The organism is Streptomyces sp. NPDC058008, assembly GCF_042886395.1.
Classification (GTDB): domain Bacteria; phylum Actinomycetota; class Actinomycetes; order Streptomycetales; family Streptomycetaceae; genus Streptomyces.
Genome location: NZ_JBHVQX010000033.1, coordinates 26,453 through 45,013, shown reverse-complemented (window position 1 = coordinate 45,013; position 18,561 = coordinate 26,453). Strand labels below are relative to the sequence as shown.

Below are 18,561 nucleotides of genomic sequence, written 5' to 3'. Positions count from 1 at the left end.
GGACTCGTGTTCGGTCACGGTACCCCTTGATCCGCCGCGTGCCGCTGATCAAGGGCGGGCGGTCGCCCGGGACCGTCAAGTCCCCTGTGGATCCACGCTCCGACGCCACGTCGGGTACGGGTGACGGGCCGTCGGCCGACGCACCGTCAGCTGGGTCTGCCGCTCCGGTCCGCGACCTCTAGGGTGGTGTCGCATCCGGCGGGACACCACGTCGCGTCAGCCGTGGACGTGGCCGCCGGTGCGGATGGCACCGAGCGCGGAGATGGCGGGGGACATGAGCGGGAACAGGACGGCAGGAATATCAGGGGCGCGGGCCTCATCGGCGGGGCCTGGGGCTACCGGGGCGCAGGTGTCCGGCGTGCGGAGAACCGTCGGTTCCCTGCTGTGGGCCGTCGGCTTTCCGGCCGCGATGATCCTGGGTGCCGGGATCGGGCAGTGGGTGACCTGGATCGGCGTCGTCCTCATGCTGGCGGCCGTCGCGGTCGCCGCGTGCCTGATCGGCGGAGTCTGGCACCGGGCCGGGGCCGCGACGCTGGCCTCGGTGGCCGGATTCCTGCTGATGCTCTTCGCGGGGCCCGCGGTGTACGAAACGTACATGGCGACGGCGGGAGAGCCCGCGGCCGCCGTGGTCACCCGTGTCACGGGCCGTGAGGACCGGAGTGCCGAGATGTCCTGCTCGGTCCGGGAGACCGGCGGCGACCGTGCGACGTACGAGGTCTCCCAGCAGGAGAACTGCTTCGGCCAGGCAGACGTGGGGGACCGGGTCGAGATCCGGAAGGACCCGCTCGGCCTGCTGGATCCCCGGCTGCCCGACGGCCCGGACCAGGAGGGCACCACCCGGATCACCGTCGCCGCCGCGGCGGGTCTCGCGCTGCTGACCGGGGCCGCCACGTTCTACGCGGGACAGCGGAGGCGGCGGGGAGCCTGACCGGCACCCCGGCGGAGGGCGCTCGCGGCCGCCCGCCGGGGGTGCCGTAGGCTCGAACGCTCACGATCTGGGGGAACGCGTGCGCGCCATGGCGACTTCGACGGCAGCGGTGATGACCGGCCTCGTCCTGGGGGCGGCGCTCACGGGCTGCGCGGGTGGAAACGGCCAGGGGAAGGAGCCCTCCGCCGGTGATCTGCTCGACGAGGCGCACCGGACGATGAACGCGCTCAGGACGGTCACCATCGCGTCGTCGACCACCTCGGCGGCGGGCAGCGGCCACTCCAGCAGGCAGACCACCGATCTCGAGGGCCGGTGTACGAACAAGATCACCTGGACGGACGGGGGCAGCCTCGAACAGATCCGGATCGGTGACACGGACTACGTACGACCGGACCGCGCGTACCTGGAACGGTGGTCGGGCCGCAGGACGGCCGGTGCCGAGGACCAGGACCGCTGGATCAAGGCCCCCGCCGGCAACGCGAAGCCCGGCGACGGACTGGTCGACTGCACCTGGCCGTTCAGTGCCTTCGGCACGGCCACCAAGGGTGACCGGACCGAGATCGGCGGCCGTCAGGCGGTCGCACTGCGCGTGACGGACGAGGCCGACACGGCCCAGGAGGCGGGCACGTACACCTTCTACGTCGCCACCGAGGGCAAGCCGCACCTCCTCCAGGTCGACTACAAGGGCACCGACTACCGCAGCACCACCGCGTTCAGCGCCTTCGACGAGCCGCTGGGCTTCCGGGCCCCGGCCGGGGACGACGTACTGGACTCCGCTCACGGCGGGTGAGGACCTGGTCCGGCCGGGCAGGTGACTGCGGCTCGGCACGCACCCGCATCGCCGCCGGGCCCGTCGTGGCAGGAGTGATCGCCTCACCCACCACGCGCGGTGGCGGGGCCGCCGGGACGTTCTCCTGACATTCCGTGGCAGCTCCTTACCTGGTCCTGCGAGGTGTGCAATGATCGATGATCGATCAAATTCTCAGGAGGGTCAGTCATGCAGCAGCCGGTCACCGTCGTCACGGGTGGCAGCCGGGGCATCGGAGCCGCGGTCTGCGAACGCCTCGCGGCCGACGGCCACGACATCGTCGTGGGGTACCGCTCCCAGGACTCGGCCGCCGAGCAGGTCGCCGCCGCCGTCCGCGCCGCCGGGCGCAGATGTCTGACCGTCCGAGTCGACACCGCGGACGAGAACGACGTCGACCGGCTGTTCGACGAGGCCGCGCGGCAACTCGGTCCCGTCACCGGCCTGGTCAACAACGCCGGGGTCAGCGGCCCCAACGGGCGGCTGGCCGACGCCGACGCCGACGGCATGCGCCAGGCCCTGGGCGTCAACGTGCTCGGCTACCTCCTGTGCGCGCGCCGCGCGGTGCGGGACATGTCACGGACCGGCGGGGGAGCCGTCGTCAACGTCTCCTCGGCCGCGGCGACCCTCGGAAGCCCCGGCCAGTACGTGCACTACGCGGCGGCGAAGGCGGCGGTCGACGCGATGACCGTGGGCCTGTCCAAGGAAGTCGCCGCGGACGGAATCCGCGTCAACTGCGTGGCCCCCGGCACGATCTGGACGGACTTCCACGCCGACCCCGAACGGCCCGCCAAGGTCGCCGCCAACGTCCCCATGGGCCGGGCCGGGCAGCCAGGGGAGATCGCCGGGGCCGTCGCCTGGCTCCTCTCCGCCGACGCCACCTACACGACCGGCGCGGTCCTGCGCGTCGCCGGGGGCATGTAGCGAGTGGTGAGCTGAGGCCAACACCACGATGCGGGGCGGGGGTCGCGAGGCCCGGCCCCCTCAGCGACGTGGTCCGACCCTCCGCGCGCTGCCCGGCCGCTCGCACCGACCCCTTCTCCGGCCTTCCGCGCGCTGCCCCGGCCGGCTCGCACCGACCCCTTCTCCGGCCCGCCCGCTGTCACCGAGCCGCCTCCACGGCCGGTGGCGGCTCACTCCGGCCGGCGAGCCCCGCAACCCGGGAACGCGGAAGCGCGTGGGCGGGGCGGACGGGCTTCGAGGCACCGCTCCACCGGCGTGGCACCGGTACGCACACGGATGCCGTCACGCACGGGGCGGCGCCGGCGATGAAGGCCCAGGGCCGGGCCGCCCGCCTCAGCCTCCCTGCGCGGGTGGCGGCGGCGACGCGGCGGTGTCCCGGCCGGCCCCGGAACTCCTGGTGACGCGGGTCGAGGGCACGTCCGCGCTCTTCGCCGTTTCCGCCGGTGCGACGGGCGGCCGGACGAGACGGTGCTGCGCCAGGCAGGCCAGTACGAGCGAGGTCCCGAGCACCAGCCAGGCCGGCGGGCCCGCGCTGACGGCGGCTCCCACGACGACAGGTCCCAGGCTGCGCTGCGCCGACTGCGCCAGGCCGTGCACGCCGAGGTAGGCCCCCTGCGCCTCCCCGGGCGCGAGGGCGACGGACAGTTCCCAGGACGAGAGCGAGTGAAGGATCTCGGCGAGCGTGAAGGCGACGGCCGCGAGGAGTACCGCGGCGGTGGCGAACCAGGGGCCGCCGCCGGCCGAGGCCGCCAGTGCCACGCCTCCCGTCAGGAAGGCGGCACCGATCGGGACGAGCAGACGGCGGGCTGCCGCCCTGGTCTCCCCGAAGCGGGAGAGGGGCACCTGGAGGGCGATCACCAGCACGCTGTTGAGGACGAGGACCAGCGGGGCCAGTCCGACCGGGGCGGAGGTGGCGTGGACGATCCAGAGCGGGAACCCCACCTGGAGGATGCTGTCGTCCAGGAACAGCCAGATCTCCGAACCGGTGAACGCGAGGTAGCGGCGGTCCCGCCACGGAGTCGGGCCCCCGGCCCGGGGGCCGGGACCGCTTCCAGGGGTGCGGGGAGCTCCGCCCCCGGCGGGGACGGCCGCTCCGGCGACCACGCGACCGGGCGCCGCCGGTTCGGCGGTGCGCAGGGTCAGGATCCCGATGACCACGTACGAGGCGACGTTGGCGAGCAGGAGGGCCTGGTAGGAGGCGGTCGTACCGACGGTCAGCGCGGCGGCCGCTCCCGCGGCGCCGACGGCCCACCCGATGTTCACCGCGGTGCGCTGGATCGCCTGGTAGCGCACGCGATGGGGTCCGGCGACCCGCGCGGCGAACAGCTTGGTCAGCACGCTCGACGCACGGTCGGGCAGGGAACCCAGCGCCGAGAACAGCACCAGCAGCGCGTAGTCGTCCGTCGTCAGCAGGCCCAGCAGGGAGGCCCCCCGCGCCAGTTGGGCGACGACCAGGAGGCGGGTCACGGGAAAACGGTCGGCCAGCCGCCCCGCGAGCGGCGGCCCGGCTATCCCGAGGACGCCGGACAGGCCCATCAGCATGCCGATCTGAGCGACCGACAGGTGCGCGACGTAGACGAAGTAGAGCGTGGCGGCGCCGCCCCACAGGCCCGTGCCCACCTTGTCGATGACGGCCACCACGAGCATGCGCCGTCCGTCGCGGCCGCCCGGTACGGCGAAGCGCCGCGTGAACGGCACGCGTTTCGGTGTCGGTTCCATCGGAATCCCCCTTGACACGCTCTTTGTATCGGTACAAACTTCCATCTGTGGCAGAACAATATGGGATCGTGGGCGGTACGGCCAGAGAGATTTCGGCGTCCGTAGAAAGCCGCGTGGCCGAGGGGACGTTGCGGCCGGGTGCTTCGCTGCCGCCCGTGCGGCGGCTCGCCGAGGGTCTCGGCGTCAGTGCCGGGACGGTCGCGGCGGCCTACAAGGAACTGCGCGGGCGCGGTGTGGTGGTGACCCTGGGGCGCGGAGGCACGGTGGTGGCGTCGGCCCCCGCCGTCACCTCGCGGCGGCCTCCCCGCGTGCCCGCCGGGCTGCGTGACCTGGCGGGCGGACACCCCGATCCGGCCTGCCTGCCGGTGCTCACCCCGCCCGCGCGCGTGGAGCCCGTGCCCGGTTCGCACCGGGCCTCCCCGAGGCTCGCCGCGCTGGAGGACGCGGCCCGCGCCTGGCTGGGCAGGGACGGGGTGCCCACCGAGGCGGTGACCTTCGCCCATGGCGCTCTGGACTGCGTCGGCAGGCTGCTGTCCACCGAACTAAGACCCGGTGACGCCGTGGCCGTCGAGGACCCGGGATTCCACCATCTCCTCGACCTGGTACCGGCGTTGGGCCTGCGCATGCTGCCCGTGGCGGTCGACGACGAGGGCATGCGCCCGGAGGCGCTGCGCCTCGCACTGCGCGCGGGGGCCCGCGCCCTCGTGTGCAGCCCGCGCGGCCAGAGCCCGCTGGGCGCCCGCTTCACTCCCGGCCGCAGGGACGAACTCCTCGCCGTACTGCGCGACTTCCCCGAGGTGCTGGTGGTGGAGGACGACCACAACGCCGACATCGCCGGCGCCGGGGCCGTCAACCTCGCATCCGGCGGGCTGCCCCGCTGGGCCCATGTGCGTACGGTGTCCAAACACCTCGGGATCGACCTGCGCTGGGCCGCCCTCGCCTGCGACCCGGCCACCCTGGCGCGGCACGACGGACGGATGCTGCTCACGTCCGGCTGGGTCAGTCACATCCTCCAGGCGACCGTCGAGGCACTGCTGACCGATCCGGCGGTGACACGGCTGGTTGCCAGGGCGGCCCGCACGTACACGACCCGGCGCGAGGCCCTGGCGGGTGCGCTGGGCGAGCACGGCATCGCGTCCCACGGCGTGAGCGGCCTCAACGTGTGGGTGCCCGTCCGGGACGAGTCCGCCGTCGTCAACGGGCTGCGGACACGCGGCTGGTGGATCGCGGCGGGGACGCGATTCCGCATCGCGTCCCCGCCCGGCGTACGCGTCACGACCGCCACCCTCACCCCCGCCGAAGCGGCAGACCTCGCACAGGACTTCGCGGACGTACTCGCGGAGTCACAGGCGGTCTACGGCGGTTAGCCACGACCCGGGGCCGAATCCGGTCGGGGCGGGGCGGGGCGCGGTGCGCGGTGAGAGGTGCGGCGGCAGGAGCGGGGGCCAGGAGTGCCGCGCCCAGGGGCACCGGGCGGCGGCGCCACCGGCAGACAGGAGCTACCGGCCTATCACCTGACGGGCACTCACCTGTCGGCCAATCAGGCGGCGGACGGCGTGCGGATGGCCGCGATGTCGAATTGCAGGCGCAGCTTCTCGCTGACCATGGCGCCGCCCTCGGCCAGGCGGGCGTTGTAGGTCAGACCCCAGTCGGAACGGTTGATGGTGGTGGTCCCGTCGAACCCGACGCGCTCGTAGCCGAACGGGTCGGTGACGTAACCGATGTAGGTGAGATCCAGGACCACGGGCCGGGTGACGCCCCGGATGGTGAGGTCGCCGGTCATGCGGTAGACGTCCTTGCCGATGAGCTGCACGGCGGTGCTCGCGAAGGTCATACGGGGATGCTTCACGGAGTCCAGGAAGTCGCGGCCGGCCAGATGCGCGTCGCGCTGCTCCACTCCCGTGTCGACGCTCGCGGTGGACAACGAGATGTCGGCCCGGGAGCGGGCCGGATTGCGTCCGTCGAAATAGAGGCGGCTCTCGTACTCTGTGAACGCGCCGCGCACCGTCGTCACCATGGCGTGCCGCACGGAGAAGCCGATCCTGCTGTGCGCGGGGTCGATCATCCACTCCCCGGTGAGCACGGCCAGGCGGGGATCGGGCAGAACTGTCGCACCGTCGGCCGTCGGGGTGGCAGTCGACTCCTCCGTGGGGGACTCCGGTCGGCGGAGCAAGGAGCTGCGGCTGAAGAGGTTCATGGAACAGTTAGTTACTCTCAGGTAAGTGGCACCCGCAAGAGTCGATCAAGGAACCCGAACATTCGAGGTCAGACCTTCACAAGGTGACGTACCGGGGGAGCGTTGGCGGTAGCCGGGCGTGAGGTGGCGCCATGCGGGCGTCCTGGAGCCTGCCCCTGTGACATGCCGACACCTCGCGGAACCCGTCGGTATCAGCGCCTCGGCCGCCCTCGCGTACCGCCCATGGCGAAGAGGCCGCCGCTCCTGTGGCGCACGCCGGGCCCGAGCCCGCAGAGGCACGCGCCGCGGGGGTGCGGCGCCGGTCAGCGGGGGATTTCCAGGAGTGCCCACACCGTCTTGCCCGGCCCGTCCGTGCGCGGGTACCAGCCCCAGCAGTCGGCGAGCGCCGCGACCAGGAGCAGACCGCGGCCGCCGTCGTGGTCGGAGGGCGGGGCTTCGACCGAGGCGGGGAGGCGTTCCCCCCGGGTGTCGGTGACCTCGACGCGGACGGCCGCGCCTTCGGCGGACAGGCGCAGCCGGAAGTCGCGTCCTGTGACGTGGCCGTGGCGCACCGCGTTGCTGCTCAGCTCGGCGACGACCAGCGTCAGCGCGTCGTGCGCCTCGCTCCCGTACGGGATGCCCCAGGCGTCGAAGCGCTCGCCGGCCAGGCGCCGGGCGAGACGGGCGCCGCGCGGGGTCGAGCTGAAGTGCATCCTGAAGTGGTGCCAGGGGAAACGGGGTTGCGCGGTGCGTCGCGGACGGACGGGCAGCGGTGGCTTCTTGCTGGTCATGCGCCCACGCTGACCCATCGTCGCCGGGCGTGACCAGGCGTGACGCGCTGTCGTGCGAGGGATGTACGTGGTGCGCGCGGGGCCTGTACGCGGCAGGGGGCAGCGAGGGCCGGGGGACCGTCACCGCAGGTGTGAGCCTGCCGGTGACGATCAGCGCCCGCCCCCGGTTCTCAGGCCTTCAGCTGGGTGAAGCGCAGGTGGTTGCCGAAGGGGTCGCGGAGGCCGCAGTCGATCCCGTACGGGCGCTCCGTGGGTTCGTCCGTGAACTCCACGCCCCGGGCCAGCAGCGTCTCGTACGTCTTGCGGCAGTCGTCCGTGGTGAGGATGAGCGCGCTGCCCAGCGCGCCCTTCGTCAGCAGTTCGCGGACCTGCTCGGCCGATTCCTCGGACATTGCCGGGGGGCCCGGCTTCTCCAGCAGGACCTGGCGTTCGGGGTGGCCGGGGACGCTGACCGTGAGCCAGCGCATGAAGCCCATGTCGACATCGGCGCTGACCTCCAGGCCGAGGGTGCCGACGTAGAAGTCGAGGGCCTCGTCCTGGTCGAGGACGAAGATCTGTGAGTGTGTGATCGCGTTGAACATGTCTTCCACGCTAGTCGGCGGGCCCGGCGAAAACTTATCCGAAACTGCTCGGTCGGCGGCCCGCGCCGAGCGTCCGGGCCACCCCGCCGGACTCACGCGCGCGGGCGCGTCCACGCCTTCGTGAAGCACGTGGGCACGTCCGTGGCCGCCGCCTCCTTGCGGTACGTCCTCGGCGACCGGCCGACGATGTCGCGGAACGTACGGCTGAAGGTGCCGGTGCTGCCGAAGCCGACCTCGTAACAGATGTCCGTGACGCTGCGGCCGGTCTCCCGCAGGAGGAACATCGCCCGCTCGACCCGGCGCCGCTGGAGGTAGCGGTGCGGCGTCTCGCCGAAAGTGGCACGGAAGGTGCGGGCGAAGTGCGCCGGGGAGACGTGGGCGATCCGGGCCAGGGCCGGCACGTCCAGCGGCTGCGCGTACGCACGGTCCATCGCGTCCCGTGCGCGCAGCATGCGGCGGTTGGTCTCTTCCACGGTGCGGCTCACGGGGCCATGTCATCACACGCGCCGCCCGGGGCGCGCTGCCCGGCGGCCCTGTCACACCCCCTCGGTACGCTCGGCACCATGAGCGTCTCCCTCTACTACTCCGCGAACCGGCCGACGCCACGGACACGGGCCGAGACGGCCGCCGTCGAGCGCATCGTCGCCGCCCACGCCTCGTCCTTCCCGTACGAGGACCAGGAGAGCCTGTACCTCTACGACGGCGACGACAGCCGGCCGGACCGGATCCTCGCCGGCTCCACCAAGATGCCGTTCGACCCCGCCCTGGTGCTGCCGGTCCTCGATCTCGTGCTGGGTTCGGTGACCGCGTTGCGCCGAGCGCTGCCGGGGGCGGAGTGGCACGTGCACCTGGACGACCTCGACGTCCCGTGGGACGAAGCCGACGGCTACGCCTTCCCCGGCATGCGCGACACGGACCTCGCGGCCGAACTCGGCGGATCCTGAGGGGCCGGCGCACCCGGACCTGCGGCCCTCGCAGCGACGGCCGCAGGGAAGAAGGGGCCGCCGTACGCAGGACGATCACTCCTTCGATGGAACGCCTCGTGAACGGTGCGCGTGCGGACGATCGGCTCGTTACGGTGCCCGAGTGGGACGAGCCGGGGCGGGCGCTGCCCGTCGGGGCGGGTGTCGTCGGTGCGAGAGCGCTCGCCGTGCCGTCCCTCGCTGGTTGGTTGTACGCGGTGGGCCGTGGCGTATAGGTACGTGGGACAGGCGGTGGGCGATGAGGCGGGACGAGTCGGGCGCGGGTGTCGGAGCGGGGGACGGTGCGGAGCTCCCGTCCGGGACCCGGCCGGAGGGCAACCCGGACAACGGGGTGGCGGTCGCGTTCGGGCGGCAGTTGAAGCTGCTCCGCGTACGGGCGGGCCTGGACCGGGTGGAGTTCGGCAGGCGGTTGGGGTACGCCGCCCAGTCCGTAGCGTCGTTCGAGCAGGGGCGGCGGATCCCTCAGCCGGAGTTCATCGACAAGGCGGACCGGGTGCTGGAAGCCGGGGGACTGCTGATGGTGTTGAAGGAGGAGGTCGCGCGGTCCCAGTACCCGGCCTTCTTCAGGGACATGGCGCGCCTGGAGGCCGAGGCGGTCGAGTTGTGCGCGTACGACAGCCATATCGTCAACGGGCTTCTCCAGACCGAGGAGTACATGCGCGCCGTCCTTGCCATGCGGCGCCCGCTCCTCGACGCCGAGACGATCGAACAGCGGGTAGCCGCGCGCCTCTCGCGACAGGAGATCTACAACCGCTGGCCCGCGCCGCTGCTCAGTTTCGTCATGGAGGAGGGGGCGCTGCGGAAGCGGCTCGGCGGTAACGCGGTCATGCGTGGGCAGCTCGAGCAGCTTCTTCGCTTCGGTGCCCTGCGTAACGTGGAACTTCAGCTGATGCCGCTCGACCGTGAGGACAACGCGGGGGTGGACGGCCCGTACACGGTCATCACACGCAAGGGCGGCGAGCAGTTCGTCTACATGGAGGCCCAGGGGCGCAGCATTCTGCTGACGGAGCGGGAGGAGACCAGGCTTGCCGCGGCACGCTATGGAATCATCCGGAGCCAGGCTCTCACTCCGCGAGAGACCCTGGGTTCTGTCGAGAAGTTGCTGGGAGAGCTATGAACACCGCAAGGACTACCGAGTCGGCACTCCTCTGGTCGAAGAGCAGCTACAGCGGTGCCGAGGGCGGGCAGTGTGTGGAGGTCGCCGAGTCCCCTGGCACGGTGCACGTGCGTGACTCCAAGCAGGCCGACGGGCCCGTGCTGACCGTCGGAGCGCGGGCGTGGTCCGGCTTCCTGGGACTGGCCGCCGGCTGAGGGAACTGCTGGCAAGGGTCCCGCCGTAGGACTGAACCGGTCCTACGGCGGGACCCTCGTCCGTCCAGGGACCGTCAGCCGGAGAGATCAGAGCCGTGCGGCTCCGCTCCCGGCCACGTGTCCTGCGGGTGTCACAGGTGTCCGGTTCCGGAGGGACCGGAGGGGTGGGTGGCGTCCGTGCAGGCTGTGAGCTCGGTCAGCAGGCGGTCGTACTCCTCGGGCCGTGTCTCGAAGTCCACCCAGGCCTCCAGTCCGGCCGACCGGCTGTCCGCCCCGCGCAGCAGGTCGACCGAGGCCTGGCCGAAGCGCTCCGCCAGTCCTGTCCGCTCCGCTTCGTCCAGCAGGGAACTCAGTCGGGTCACGGCCTGCCGGGCCCGCCTGCGCTGTCCCGGACCGGCGGCCAGCATCGCCCTGTACCCGGTGGCGGGGGCGGCGTCCTCCAGCAGTGGTTCCAGCTGGGCGCCCAGCTCCCTGCCCCTCTCCGCCGTGTCCCGTGCCTGTGGTCCGGCCGCCACCAGGACGTGGGCGGCTGCGACGAGTGCCGTGGTCCGGGCCCGGGGCCGGTTCGCGTCCAGGCGTACCGTCACCGACCTGTTCGCGGCGGCTGCGAGACCGGTCGCGGCGGCGACCGCCGTCTCCGCCGTCCGACGTTTCACGCCCGGCCACTGCGCCAGCTCCCACGCCCCGGCGTCCAGCACCTCCTGCACGGTCAGGACACCGGCAGCCTTCAGCGTGCCGGTCCGCAGCTGCTCCCCGGCCTCCTCGCGCAACCGCTCGACCGGCATGCGGCGCAGTTCCTCCTCCACCTGCTCCCTGCGCAGGGGAGCCCACGCCGCGCGTACCGCGTCCACGGCCCGGGCGTGGTCCTGGGCCACCATCGAGGCGGCCTCGCCCAGCCGCTCCGCCCGGCGGACGACCTTCGGCCGCACACCACCCAACCGGGCCGTCGCGCGGATGTTTCCGCCGATCAGGGCGGTGGCGGTCAGGAACAGCCCGATCAGCACCAGGGTGTCGGAGGCCTCGATCCACCCGTCCGTGCTGTCGTCCTCCTCCTCGTCGAGCGAGTAGAGCTCCCCCTTGTCCGCGCCCTCGGCCACCACGAATCCGCTCTCCCAGCCGAGACCGGAACCCATGTCGTACTCGGGTGCCTTCAGGAGAGGGTCCCGGTCCGGGTCGCACCGGTAGGAACCCTCCCGTTCGCCGCCCTCGAAGGGGTCCGTCCACTGGACCGTGCACCGGCCGTCCGGCGCCTCGTCGAGCACCGTCAGATCGAGCTGTCGGAGTTCGGGGAGGCCGGGTGCGGCCGCGTACAGGCCCGCCGAGCAGCCGATCAGCAGCACGCCGAGTGTCAGTACCCAGCGGAAGAAAGGTATGTGCTTCATCCCGCGTCCCCCTTGCGTCCCGTCCCGCCCGCGGTACGTCCGGTAGGCGCGTTTTGCCGTGGGTCGCGCCAGGTACTCAAGGACAGCCACCGGCAGCCGGGCGGTGCCACGGTTTCCTGTTCCCGGAAAGGTGCCGGGACCAGACACCGTACGACGGGGTGGTGCGGACCATTGCCGGTGGGTCCCCGGAAGGAGCCTCCGGCCGGGCGGTCCGCCGGCCGGACCCTCCGCAGGTCAGCGTGCCACCCGGCCCGGAACGCCACGCTCGGACGGCCGGCCGGGGCGACGCGCTCGGTGTACCGCGGTGGCTCAGGTCGGGCCCGGCGAGCCGAACGACTCGAAGGGCGCCGGGGACCGCTCGGGGAGCCCCGGACGCGGCGCTCGGTCGTGTCCGCGCGCGAGCCCGCGTCGGCCGTGTGCTCATCGATCCGCGTCGCGCTCCGCCCCGCCTCCGGAGGAAGCGGGGCGGAGAAGTCGGCCGACTCGCCCGGCCCGGTGTCCGGCGGAGGCCGCCGGGGTGGCGCGGTTCGTCGGGGCCGGCGGGGAGCCGGGACCCCAAAGATTCACCCAACTTCCCTATAATGAGCGCGCGTTGATCGTACGGCCGCAATGCGCGAAGCCGTCTCCCAGGAGTCCGTACGATGACGACCCCTTATCCGCCGCGCTCGGCGGGACCTGCCCCGCGCACGCCGCCACCGCTCGCGTACCGCTCGGCGGGACCGAGTTCCACACCGAACCGCAGGCCCTGTACCGGAGCATGCGGCACGACCGGCTGCCTGACCTCGAACTCTCGCTCCCCGCACAGGATCTGATCCGGCGTCCGCCCGCCTTCCGACGGGGGATGAACGCACTTCCCGTCCGGTTCGCCCCCGCCCGCACGACAGGAGACCCGCTGTGAACTGCCCGTACGCGACGGTGGTCGTCGACCCCATGGTCCAGGACCTCGACGGTGAGACCGAACGGCTGCGGGCTTCCGTTCCGCTCGCGCGGATCGACCTCCTCGGCGTCCCTGCCTGGACCGTCACCCGACACGCCGAGGCCCGTCAACTCCTCCTGGACACACGGCTGGTGAAGGATCTGGACGCCTGGGGGCTCTGGCGGAGCGGGGAGGTCACCCACGCCTGGCCGCTGATCGGCATGATCGACGCCGGACGCTCCATGTTCACGGTCGACGGCGAGGAGCACCGGCGGCTGCGGACGAAGACGTCCCAGGCCCTCACCCCCCGACGGCTGGAGGCGATCCGCCCGGACGTGGAGAAGTTCACGGCGGACCTGCTGGACACGCTCGCCGAACAGGACGAGGGCGCGGCCGTCGACCTCAAGGCCGCCTTCGCCCAGCCGCTCCCGATGAAGGTGGTCGGGCTGCTGATGGGAGTGGACGAAGCGCTGCACCCCATGCTGACCCGGCAGTACAAGGCCTTCTTCTCCATGCTCACCCCGCAGGAGGACCGCATGGCCCTGCTGGCGGAGCTCGACGTCTTCTACGCCGAACTGGTGCGGGAGAAGGCCGCGCACCCCACCGACGACCTCACCAGCGCGCTGATCCTCGCCGAGGAGGGTGGGGAGCCCCTCACCGAGGAGGAGGTCGTCGGCACCCTCAAGGCGATGGTGGCCGCGGGGCACGAGACCACGATCGGGCTCATCCTCAACGCCGTACGCGCACTCCTCGCCCACCCCGACCAGCTCCGCAGGGTGCTGGACGGCGAGATCCCGTGGGAGACGGTGATCGAGGAGACCCTGCGCTGGGACACGCCCACCACACACCTGCTGATGCGGTTCGCCACCGAGGACATCCGGGTGGGCGACCAGGTGATAGCCGAGGGGGAGGGCGTCGTGATCTCGTACCGGGCCATCGGCCGCGACGCCGCCCAGCACGGGGACGACGCCGACACCTTCGACATCACCCGCCCGACCCCGATCCGGCACATGACCTTCGGACACGGGCCCCACATCTGTCCCGGCGCCGCACTGTCCAGGGTCGAGGCCGGCATAGCCCTGCCCGCGCTCTTCGGACGCTTTCCCGGGCTGAGGCTCGCGATAGCCGACGACGAGATACGCAAGCTGCCGGTCATGACGCAGAACGACATGGAGGCCTTCCCGGTGCTGCTCAACAGCTGAACGCGGACCGGCCGTTGGCGTCCGTCCGGTCCGGACGCCGGTTGATCCCACGGTGGTTCCGCCCGCGCGGCGGTCGAGGCCCGTCCTGCGGCCTTCGGTGCTCATGGCGTCCGGGATGCCGGACACCGTCCGGCTGCCGGATGAAAGTGAGGGAAGTGCGGCAACCGACGGGGGCCTGGCGGCGACAGCGGGGTGCACTCCCCACCCCTCACCCCAAGGAGGTCCTCCCATGAGCCGCACCTGGCGGAGAACCCTCGCCGTACTCCCCGCAGCGTTCCTGCTCGCCCTCGTGCCGGGCAGTGCGTCGGCCTATCCCAACCCGGGGCTCGTGAACGGTGACGTCGTCGTCCACGACCCCAGCATGATCCGCAGCTCGTCCGGACAGTACCTGCTCTATTCGACCGGTGAAGGCCTCCAGCTCCGCACCTCCACCGACCGCACCGCCTTCGGCCGGTCCGGGAACGCCTTCACCACCAAGCCGGCCTGGTGGAAGAACTACTCCTCGGCGTCCGACCCCTGGGCCCCGGACATCTCGTACCGGGGCGGAAAGTACCTGATGTACTACGCCGTCTCGTCCTTCGGCTCCAACACCTCGGCCATCGGCCTGGCCGGGTCCACCACGGGCCAGGCGGGCAGCTGGAGCGACTACGGGATCGTCTACACGTCGAACGCGTCGAGCGACTACAACGCCATCGACCCCAACCTCTTCGTGGACGACGACGGCACGTGGTGGCTCTCCTTCGGGTCGTGGTGGACCGGGATCAAGATGATCCGCATCGACCCCTCGACAGGCAAGCAGTACGCCGGCGACACCGCACGCCGCTCGCTCGCCTCCCGGCCCACCGGGACCAAGGCGGTCGAGGCGCCCTCCGTCGTGAAGCGCAACGGCTACTACTACCTCTTCGCCTCCTACGACACCTGCTGCGCCGGTGCCGGTTCGACGTACAAGATCAAGGTGGGCAGGGCCACCAGCGTCACCGGGCCGTACAAGGACCGCGACGGCGTCAGCATGCTCAGCAACGGTGGCACCCCCGTCCTGGAGTCGCACGGCCGCTACATCGGACCGGGCGGCCAGTCTGTCCTGGCGGACTCCGACGGCGACCTGCTCGTCTACCACTACTACGACGGCCAGGACAACGGCACCCCGAAACTCGGCGTCAACCTGCTGAACTGGAGCAGCGGTTGGCCCGTCGCCTACTGACCTGACCTGACCTGACCTGACCTGACCTGACCTGACCTGACCTGACCTGACCTGACCTATGGGCCTGCCGGCCTTGCCGATGCCCTTCCTCCGGTGGCGGGCATCGGCCGGGGGACGTCGTGAACTCGCCGGCCCTGGGATCGAGCCCGACGCCGGGATCGAACCCGGCCCTGACCTCGGTCCGGAGACCGACGGGACGTCCACGGCCTCCTCCGCACCGCGGAGACCGTGGTCGTCCTCCCCGGCCCGCCGCGGCTCACGCGCCCTCGTGTCCGTAAGCTGCGGCGGCATGGCCGGTCTCCTCGCCCTCGCCCCGCACCGTTCCACCACGGCCACCCTGCTGGCCGGGGCCGCCCGTGAGCGCGGGATGGATGTGACGGTGCTGCCTCCCGACGGTGTCACGGCCCTCGCGGGGCCTGGGACAGCGGTGTACTACTACGGCGGTCCGCATTTCGCCGACACGGTCGCCGACCGCCTCGGGGCCGCACTCCTCGAACCGGGGGACGGCTGGCTCGACGCGTTGCCGTACGCGTTCACCGGCCGCCGTGTCCGCCGGGTACCTCTCGCCGAAGCCCGCCGCGCGGACGGCCCGCTCTTCGTGAAGCCGCCCACCGACAAGAGCTTCCCTGCCGCCGTGTACGCGAACGGCGGCGCGCTTCGCGTACCGCCGGGCCTGCCGGAGGAATCCCTGGTCCAGATCAGCGAAGTGGTCACCTGGGCGCAGGAGTTCCGGCTGCACCTGCTCGACGGGGAGATATGGACCGGCTCGCGGTACGCCACCTTCGGCAGGCTCGACGCGGCGCCCCTGACCGGCCACCCGGACGAGCCCGCCGTACGCGCGTTCGTGCGGCGGCTCGTCGACGCGTGCGCGGACACCCTGCCCAGCGGGGTGGTGCTCGACGTGGGGCTCATGCGCCGGGGCGACGGCACGGGGGAGGGGCGGTGGGCGGTGGTCGAGGCCAACATGGCCTGGTTCAGCAACGTGTACGCCGCCGATCCCGCCCGCGCCCTCGACGTCGTACTCCGCTCGGCGGGGCCGGGGACGGCCGTCCTGGCGCGGGACGCGGGGTTCCGGCGGTCGTGAGCCTTCGGGAGGGAGGCAGCCCTCGGGAGGGGGCAGCCTGCGGGCGTGGGACAGCCTTCCGGAGGGAGGCAACCTTTGGGGCGGCGGCGGCGACTACCGCATGGAATCCCACCTCTTCCCGACGAACGGATCAGCCCATGGCAGCCAGTCGGCGACGACGTACCCCTCTCCACCCCGCACCGCGTAGGGCGGTGACCGCGGGGGCGACGGCACTCGCGGCCTTCGCCTCGCTCTGGACGCTGGGATCGGCCTCCGGCGCCGAGGCGGCGACCACGCTCACCGTCGCGAAGGACGGCAGCGGGCAGTACCGGACCGTGCAGGCGGCCGTCGACGCGATCCCGGCAGGCAACACGGCGCGGACCGTCGTCTCCGTCAAGCCCGGCACCTACCGCGAACTGGTGAAGATCCCCTCCACCAAGCAGAACGTGACGCTCCAGGGCAGTGGCTCCAGCCGCAACGACACCGTGATCGTCTACAACAACGCCTCCGGAACCCAGAAGCCCGACGGCTCGGGCACCTACGGGACCGGCGGCAGCGCGACCGTCGCGGCCGAGGCCAACGGATTCCAGGCCCGTAACCTCACGATCTCCAACGACTTCGACGAGGCCGCGCACCAGAACATGAGCGGGCTCCAGGCGGTGGCCCTGCGTACCGCAGCGGACAAGGTCTTCCTCGACTCCGTGATCGTCACCGGCGACCAGGACACCCTGCTGCTCGACACGGCCTCCAAGGCGACGCTCGGCCGCGTCTACATGACCAACTCCTACGTCGTCGGCAACGTCGACTTCATCTTCGGCCGTGCCACCGCCGTGATCGACAAGTCGGTGATCACGCTCAAGAAGCGGTGGGACGGCAGCTCCGCCGGATACATCGCCGCACCGAGCACGGCCGCCGACCGCAAGGGGTTCCTGATCACCGGATCGACCGTGAACGGCGACGTCGCGGCCTCGTCCTTCTACCTCGGCCGGCCGTGGCACGCGGGCGGAGACGCCACACTGGACCCGATGGCCACCTTCCGTAACACCACGCTGAGCTCGGCGATCAGGCCGGCCCCGTGGACGGACATGAGTGGCTTCTCGTGGAAGGACGACCGCTTCGCGGAGTACAGGAACACCGGGCCCGGATCCGGTACGGCGAGCGGTGACCGCCCGCAGCTCACCGACTCCCAGGCCGCCGGCCAGGAGACCGCCGGCTGGCTGGCGGGCTGGACACCCTCGGCGTCCTGAGACACGGTGTGCGGCAGTGGACCGCTGCCGGTGCCGGTGCCGGTGCCGGTGCCGGTCCGGTGCGTTGCCGCTGCCGGTGGCGTCCGGCCGGGGCAGTCCCGGTCGAAGCGCTTCGACTCCACTCTGGACAGTCCCTGTGAGCGAGTCTAGGCTCCACGGTGTCTGTGCATGTCAGAGTGCGAAGGGGAGCACAGCAAGGCGCTGTCGAAGCGCTTCACCCGCTCTCCCTTGCGGTCGCCCACTGTAGGGGAGAAGCCGAATGGTCACGCTTGCCGAGGTCGCCCAGCACGCAGGAGTCTCCGCGAGCACGGTGAGCTACGTCCTCAGCGGCAAGCGGTCGATCTCGGCCTCCACCCGGGAACGGGTCGAACTCAGTATCCAGCAGCTGGGCTACCACCCCAACGCCGGTGCGCGCGCCCTCGCCAGCAGCAGGTCCAACATCATCGCGCTGATGGTGCCGCTGCGCACGGACATGTACGTGCCGGTGATGATGGAGATAGCCATCGCCGTCGCCACCAGCGCCCGTACGCACGGCTACGACGTCCTGCTGCTCACCGGCGAGGAGGGCCCGGCGGCCGTCCGCCGGATCGCGGGGAGCTCGCTGGCCGACGCGATGATCCTGATGGACGTCGAACTGCACGACGAACGCCTGCCGTTGCTCCGCCCCTCCGGCAGGACCGCGGTGCTCATCGGCCTGCCGGCCGACACCTCGGGGCTCACCTGCGTGGACCTCGACTTCGAGGCCACCGGGGCGCTCTGCGTGGAACACCTCGCGGGCCTCGGCCACCGCGAGGTGGCGGTGATCGGTGAAGCGGCCGCCGTCTACGAGCGGCACACCGGTTTCGCCGAACGGACCGTGGACGGCATACGGGCCAAGGCCCAGGAGGCCGGGATGCGGATCCTGCACCGCCCCTGCGAGGGCGGCTACGCGGCGATGGCCGGCACCCTGAGCCGGATCTACGACGAGCGGCCGGGAACCACCGGCTTCATCGTCCAGAACGAGGCCGCCGTCGAGCCGCTGCTCAACCTGCTCCAGCAGCAGGGGCGTGCCGTACCGGAGGACGTGTCCGTCGTCGCCATCTGCCCCGACCAGGTGGCCACACAGGCCTCGGTGCGCCTGACGTCCGTCGCCATCCCGGCGCAGGAGATGGGGCGCAGGTCGGTCGAACAGGTGGTCGCCAAGCTGGCGGGCCGCGGCACGGACGAGGTGGAACTGCTGGAACCGGTCCTGACGGTCCGCGCGAGCTCCGGACCGGCGCCGGCCTGAGTCCGGCGGGGCTCGTTCACTCCTGT

Annotated in this window: 17 protein-coding genes and 1 pseudogene; 12 read left to right on the top strand and 6 right to left on the bottom strand. The window is 71.9% G+C overall.

Going from position 1 to position 18,561, the window contains the following annotated elements:
* Window positions 1–358 precede the first annotated feature (358 nt).
* From ACFVS9_RS27735 to ACFVS9_RS27725, 3 genes are all read left to right on the top strand, one after another.
* The gene (locus ACFVS9_RS27735) at window positions 359–928 is read left to right on the top strand and encodes a hypothetical protein (protein WP_383115967.1); all 570 of its coding nucleotides are present in this window, start codon (window positions 359–361) and stop codon (window positions 926–928) included.
* Between the two features lie 88 nt (window positions 929–1,016).
* On the top strand, window positions 1,017–1,718 hold the full coding sequence (locus ACFVS9_RS27730; protein WP_383115968.1) for a hypothetical protein: 702 nt from the start codon (window positions 1,017–1,019) through the stop codon (window positions 1,716–1,718).
* Window positions 1,719–1,925: 207 nt separating this feature from the next.
* On the top strand, window positions 1,926–2,657 hold the full coding sequence (locus ACFVS9_RS27725) for an SDR family oxidoreductase (protein ID WP_383115969.1): 732 nt from the start codon (window positions 1,926–1,928) through the stop codon (window positions 2,655–2,657).
* A 372-nt stretch (window positions 2,658–3,029) separates the two neighbouring features.
* On the opposite strand, the gene ACFVS9_RS27720 is transcribed toward ACFVS9_RS27725, so the two are convergent.
* Window positions 3,030–4,415, bottom strand: coding sequence for an MFS transporter (locus ACFVS9_RS27720; RefSeq protein WP_389936488.1), 1,386 nt, complete (start codon window positions 4,413–4,415; stop codon window positions 3,030–3,032).
* Between the two features lie 47 nt (window positions 4,416–4,462).
* On the opposite strand from ACFVS9_RS27720, the gene ACFVS9_RS27715 reads away from it, so the two are divergent.
* Entirely contained in the window at window positions 4,463–5,782 is a 1,320-nt protein-coding gene (locus ACFVS9_RS27715; RefSeq protein WP_389936486.1) for an aminotransferase class I/II-fold pyridoxal phosphate-dependent enzyme, read from the top strand.
* A 173-nt stretch (window positions 5,783–5,955) separates the two neighbouring features.
* Here ACFVS9_RS27715 and ACFVS9_RS27710 read toward each other — a convergent pair whose 3' ends face one another.
* The 4 genes from ACFVS9_RS27710 to ACFVS9_RS27695 all read right to left on the bottom strand — a co-directional run bounded on the left by ACFVS9_RS27710 (window position 5,956) and on the right by ACFVS9_RS27695 (window position 8,448).
* On the bottom strand, window positions 5,956–6,612 hold the full coding sequence (locus ACFVS9_RS27710; protein ID WP_383115972.1) for a YceI family protein: 657 nt from the start codon (window positions 6,610–6,612) through the stop codon (window positions 5,956–5,958).
* Between the two features lie 302 nt (window positions 6,613–6,914).
* On the bottom strand, window positions 6,915–7,382 hold the full coding sequence (locus ACFVS9_RS27705; RefSeq protein ID WP_383115973.1) for an ATP-binding protein: 468 nt from the start codon (window positions 7,380–7,382) through the stop codon (window positions 6,915–6,917).
* A 170-nt stretch (window positions 7,383–7,552) separates the two neighbouring features.
* On the bottom strand, window positions 7,553–7,963 hold the full coding sequence (locus ACFVS9_RS27700) for a VOC family protein (RefSeq protein WP_383115974.1): 411 nt from the start codon (window positions 7,961–7,963) through the stop codon (window positions 7,553–7,555).
* A 92-nt stretch (window positions 7,964–8,055) separates the two neighbouring features.
* Window positions 8,056–8,448, bottom strand: coding sequence for a helix-turn-helix domain-containing protein (locus tag ACFVS9_RS27695; protein WP_383115975.1), 393 nt, complete (start codon window positions 8,446–8,448; stop codon window positions 8,056–8,058).
* 78 nt (window positions 8,449–8,526) lie between these two features.
* On the opposite strand from ACFVS9_RS27695, the gene ACFVS9_RS27690 reads away from it, so the two are divergent.
* The 3 genes from ACFVS9_RS27690 (at window position 8,527) to ACFVS9_RS27680 (ending at window position 10,257) form a co-directional block, all read left to right on the top strand.
* Window positions 8,527–8,907, top strand: coding sequence for a hypothetical protein (locus ACFVS9_RS27690; RefSeq protein WP_389936483.1), 381 nt, complete (start codon window positions 8,527–8,529; stop codon window positions 8,905–8,907).
* Between the two features lie 277 nt (window positions 8,908–9,184).
* A complete protein-coding gene (locus ACFVS9_RS27685; protein WP_389936480.1) occupies window positions 9,185–10,063 on the top strand; it encodes a helix-turn-helix domain-containing protein in 879 nt (292 codons plus the stop codon).
* Complete coding sequence (locus tag ACFVS9_RS27680; protein ID WP_389936477.1) at window positions 10,060–10,257, top strand: DUF397 domain-containing protein; 198 nt, start codon at window positions 10,060–10,062, stop codon at window positions 10,255–10,257. The genes ACFVS9_RS27685 and ACFVS9_RS27680 overlap by 4 nt, the downstream gene beginning before the upstream one ends.
* A 131-nt stretch (window positions 10,258–10,388) precedes the next feature.
* Here the strand turns inward: ACFVS9_RS27680 and ACFVS9_RS27675 are convergent, their stop codons facing one another.
* Entirely contained in the window at window positions 10,389–11,639 is a 1,251-nt protein-coding gene (locus tag ACFVS9_RS27675) for a hypothetical protein (protein WP_389936474.1), read from the bottom strand.
* 930 nt (window positions 11,640–12,569) lie between these two features.
* Here ACFVS9_RS27675 and ACFVS9_RS27670 point away from each other — a divergent pair.
* From ACFVS9_RS27670 to ACFVS9_RS27650, 5 genes and pseudogenes are all read left to right on the top strand, one after another.
* Window positions 12,570–13,757, top strand: a complete 1,188-nt coding sequence (locus ACFVS9_RS27670; protein WP_389936565.1) for a cytochrome P450 — start codon at window positions 12,570–12,572, stop codon at window positions 13,755–13,757.
* Between the two features lie 229 nt (window positions 13,758–13,986).
* Window positions 13,987–14,958, top strand: coding sequence for an arabinan endo-1,5-alpha-L-arabinosidase (locus ACFVS9_RS27665; protein ID WP_389936471.1), 972 nt, complete (start codon window positions 13,987–13,989; stop codon window positions 14,956–14,958).
* Between the two features lie 289 nt (window positions 14,959–15,247).
* Window positions 15,248–16,042: an ATP-grasp domain-containing protein gene (locus ACFVS9_RS27660; RefSeq protein WP_383115982.1), complete on the top strand. Its 795-nt coding sequence runs from the start codon at window positions 15,248–15,250 to the stop codon at window positions 16,040–16,042.
* 257 nt (window positions 16,043–16,299) lie between these two features.
* Window positions 16,300–17,268 (top strand): annotated as a pseudogene (locus tag ACFVS9_RS27655) (pectinesterase family protein); the annotation flags it as partial.
* A 259-nt stretch (window positions 17,269–17,527) separates the two neighbouring features.
* Window positions 17,528–18,535 (top strand): LacI family DNA-binding transcriptional regulator, encoded by a 1,008-nt coding sequence (locus tag ACFVS9_RS27650; RefSeq protein ID WP_383115983.1) that lies wholly within the window; start codon window positions 17,528–17,530, stop codon window positions 18,533–18,535.
* Window positions 18,536–18,561 lie beyond the last annotated feature (26 nt).

Bases quoted from the DNA above. Each gene is read 5' to 3' on its own strand.
- ACFVS9_RS27675 (WP_389936474.1), bottom strand. From the start codon at position 11,639: ATGAAGCACATACCTTTCTTCCGCTGGGTACTGACACTCGGCGTGCTG.
- ACFVS9_RS27660 (WP_383115982.1), top strand. From the start codon at position 15,248: ATGGCCGGTCTCCTCGCCCTCGCCCCGCACCGTTCCACCACGGCCACC.
- ACFVS9_RS27665 (WP_389936471.1), top strand. From the start codon at position 13,987: ATGAGCCGCACCTGGCGGAGAACCCTCGCCGTACTCCCCGCAGCGTTC.
- ACFVS9_RS27650 (WP_383115983.1), top strand. From the start codon at position 17,528: ATGGTCACGCTTGCCGAGGTCGCCCAGCACGCAGGAGTCTCCGCGAGC.
- ACFVS9_RS27730 (WP_383115968.1), top strand. From the start codon at position 1,017: ATGGCGACTTCGACGGCAGCGGTGATGACCGGCCTCGTCCTGGGGGCG.
- ACFVS9_RS27690 (WP_389936483.1), top strand. From the start codon at position 8,527: ATGAGCGTCTCCCTCTACTACTCCGCGAACCGGCCGACGCCACGGACA.
- ACFVS9_RS27670 (WP_389936565.1), top strand. From the start codon at position 12,570: ATGGTCCAGGACCTCGACGGTGAGACCGAACGGCTGCGGGCTTCCGTT.
- ACFVS9_RS27720 (WP_389936488.1), bottom strand. From the start codon at position 4,415: ATGGAACCGACACCGAAACGCGTGCCGTTCACGCGGCGCTTCGCCGTA.
- ACFVS9_RS27705 (WP_383115973.1), bottom strand. From the start codon at position 7,382: ATGACCAGCAAGAAGCCACCGCTGCCCGTCCGTCCGCGACGCACCGCG.
- ACFVS9_RS27685 (WP_389936480.1), top strand. From the start codon at position 9,185: ATGAGGCGGGACGAGTCGGGCGCGGGTGTCGGAGCGGGGGACGGTGCG.
- ACFVS9_RS27725 (WP_383115969.1), top strand. From the start codon at position 1,926: ATGCAGCAGCCGGTCACCGTCGTCACGGGTGGCAGCCGGGGCATCGGA.
- ACFVS9_RS27700 (WP_383115974.1), bottom strand. From the start codon at position 7,963: ATGTTCAACGCGATCACACACTCACAGATCTTCGTCCTCGACCAGGAC.
- ACFVS9_RS27710 (WP_383115972.1), bottom strand. From the start codon at position 6,612: ATGAACCTCTTCAGCCGCAGCTCCTTGCTCCGCCGACCGGAGTCCCCC.
- ACFVS9_RS27680 (WP_389936477.1), top strand. From the start codon at position 10,060: ATGAACACCGCAAGGACTACCGAGTCGGCACTCCTCTGGTCGAAGAGC.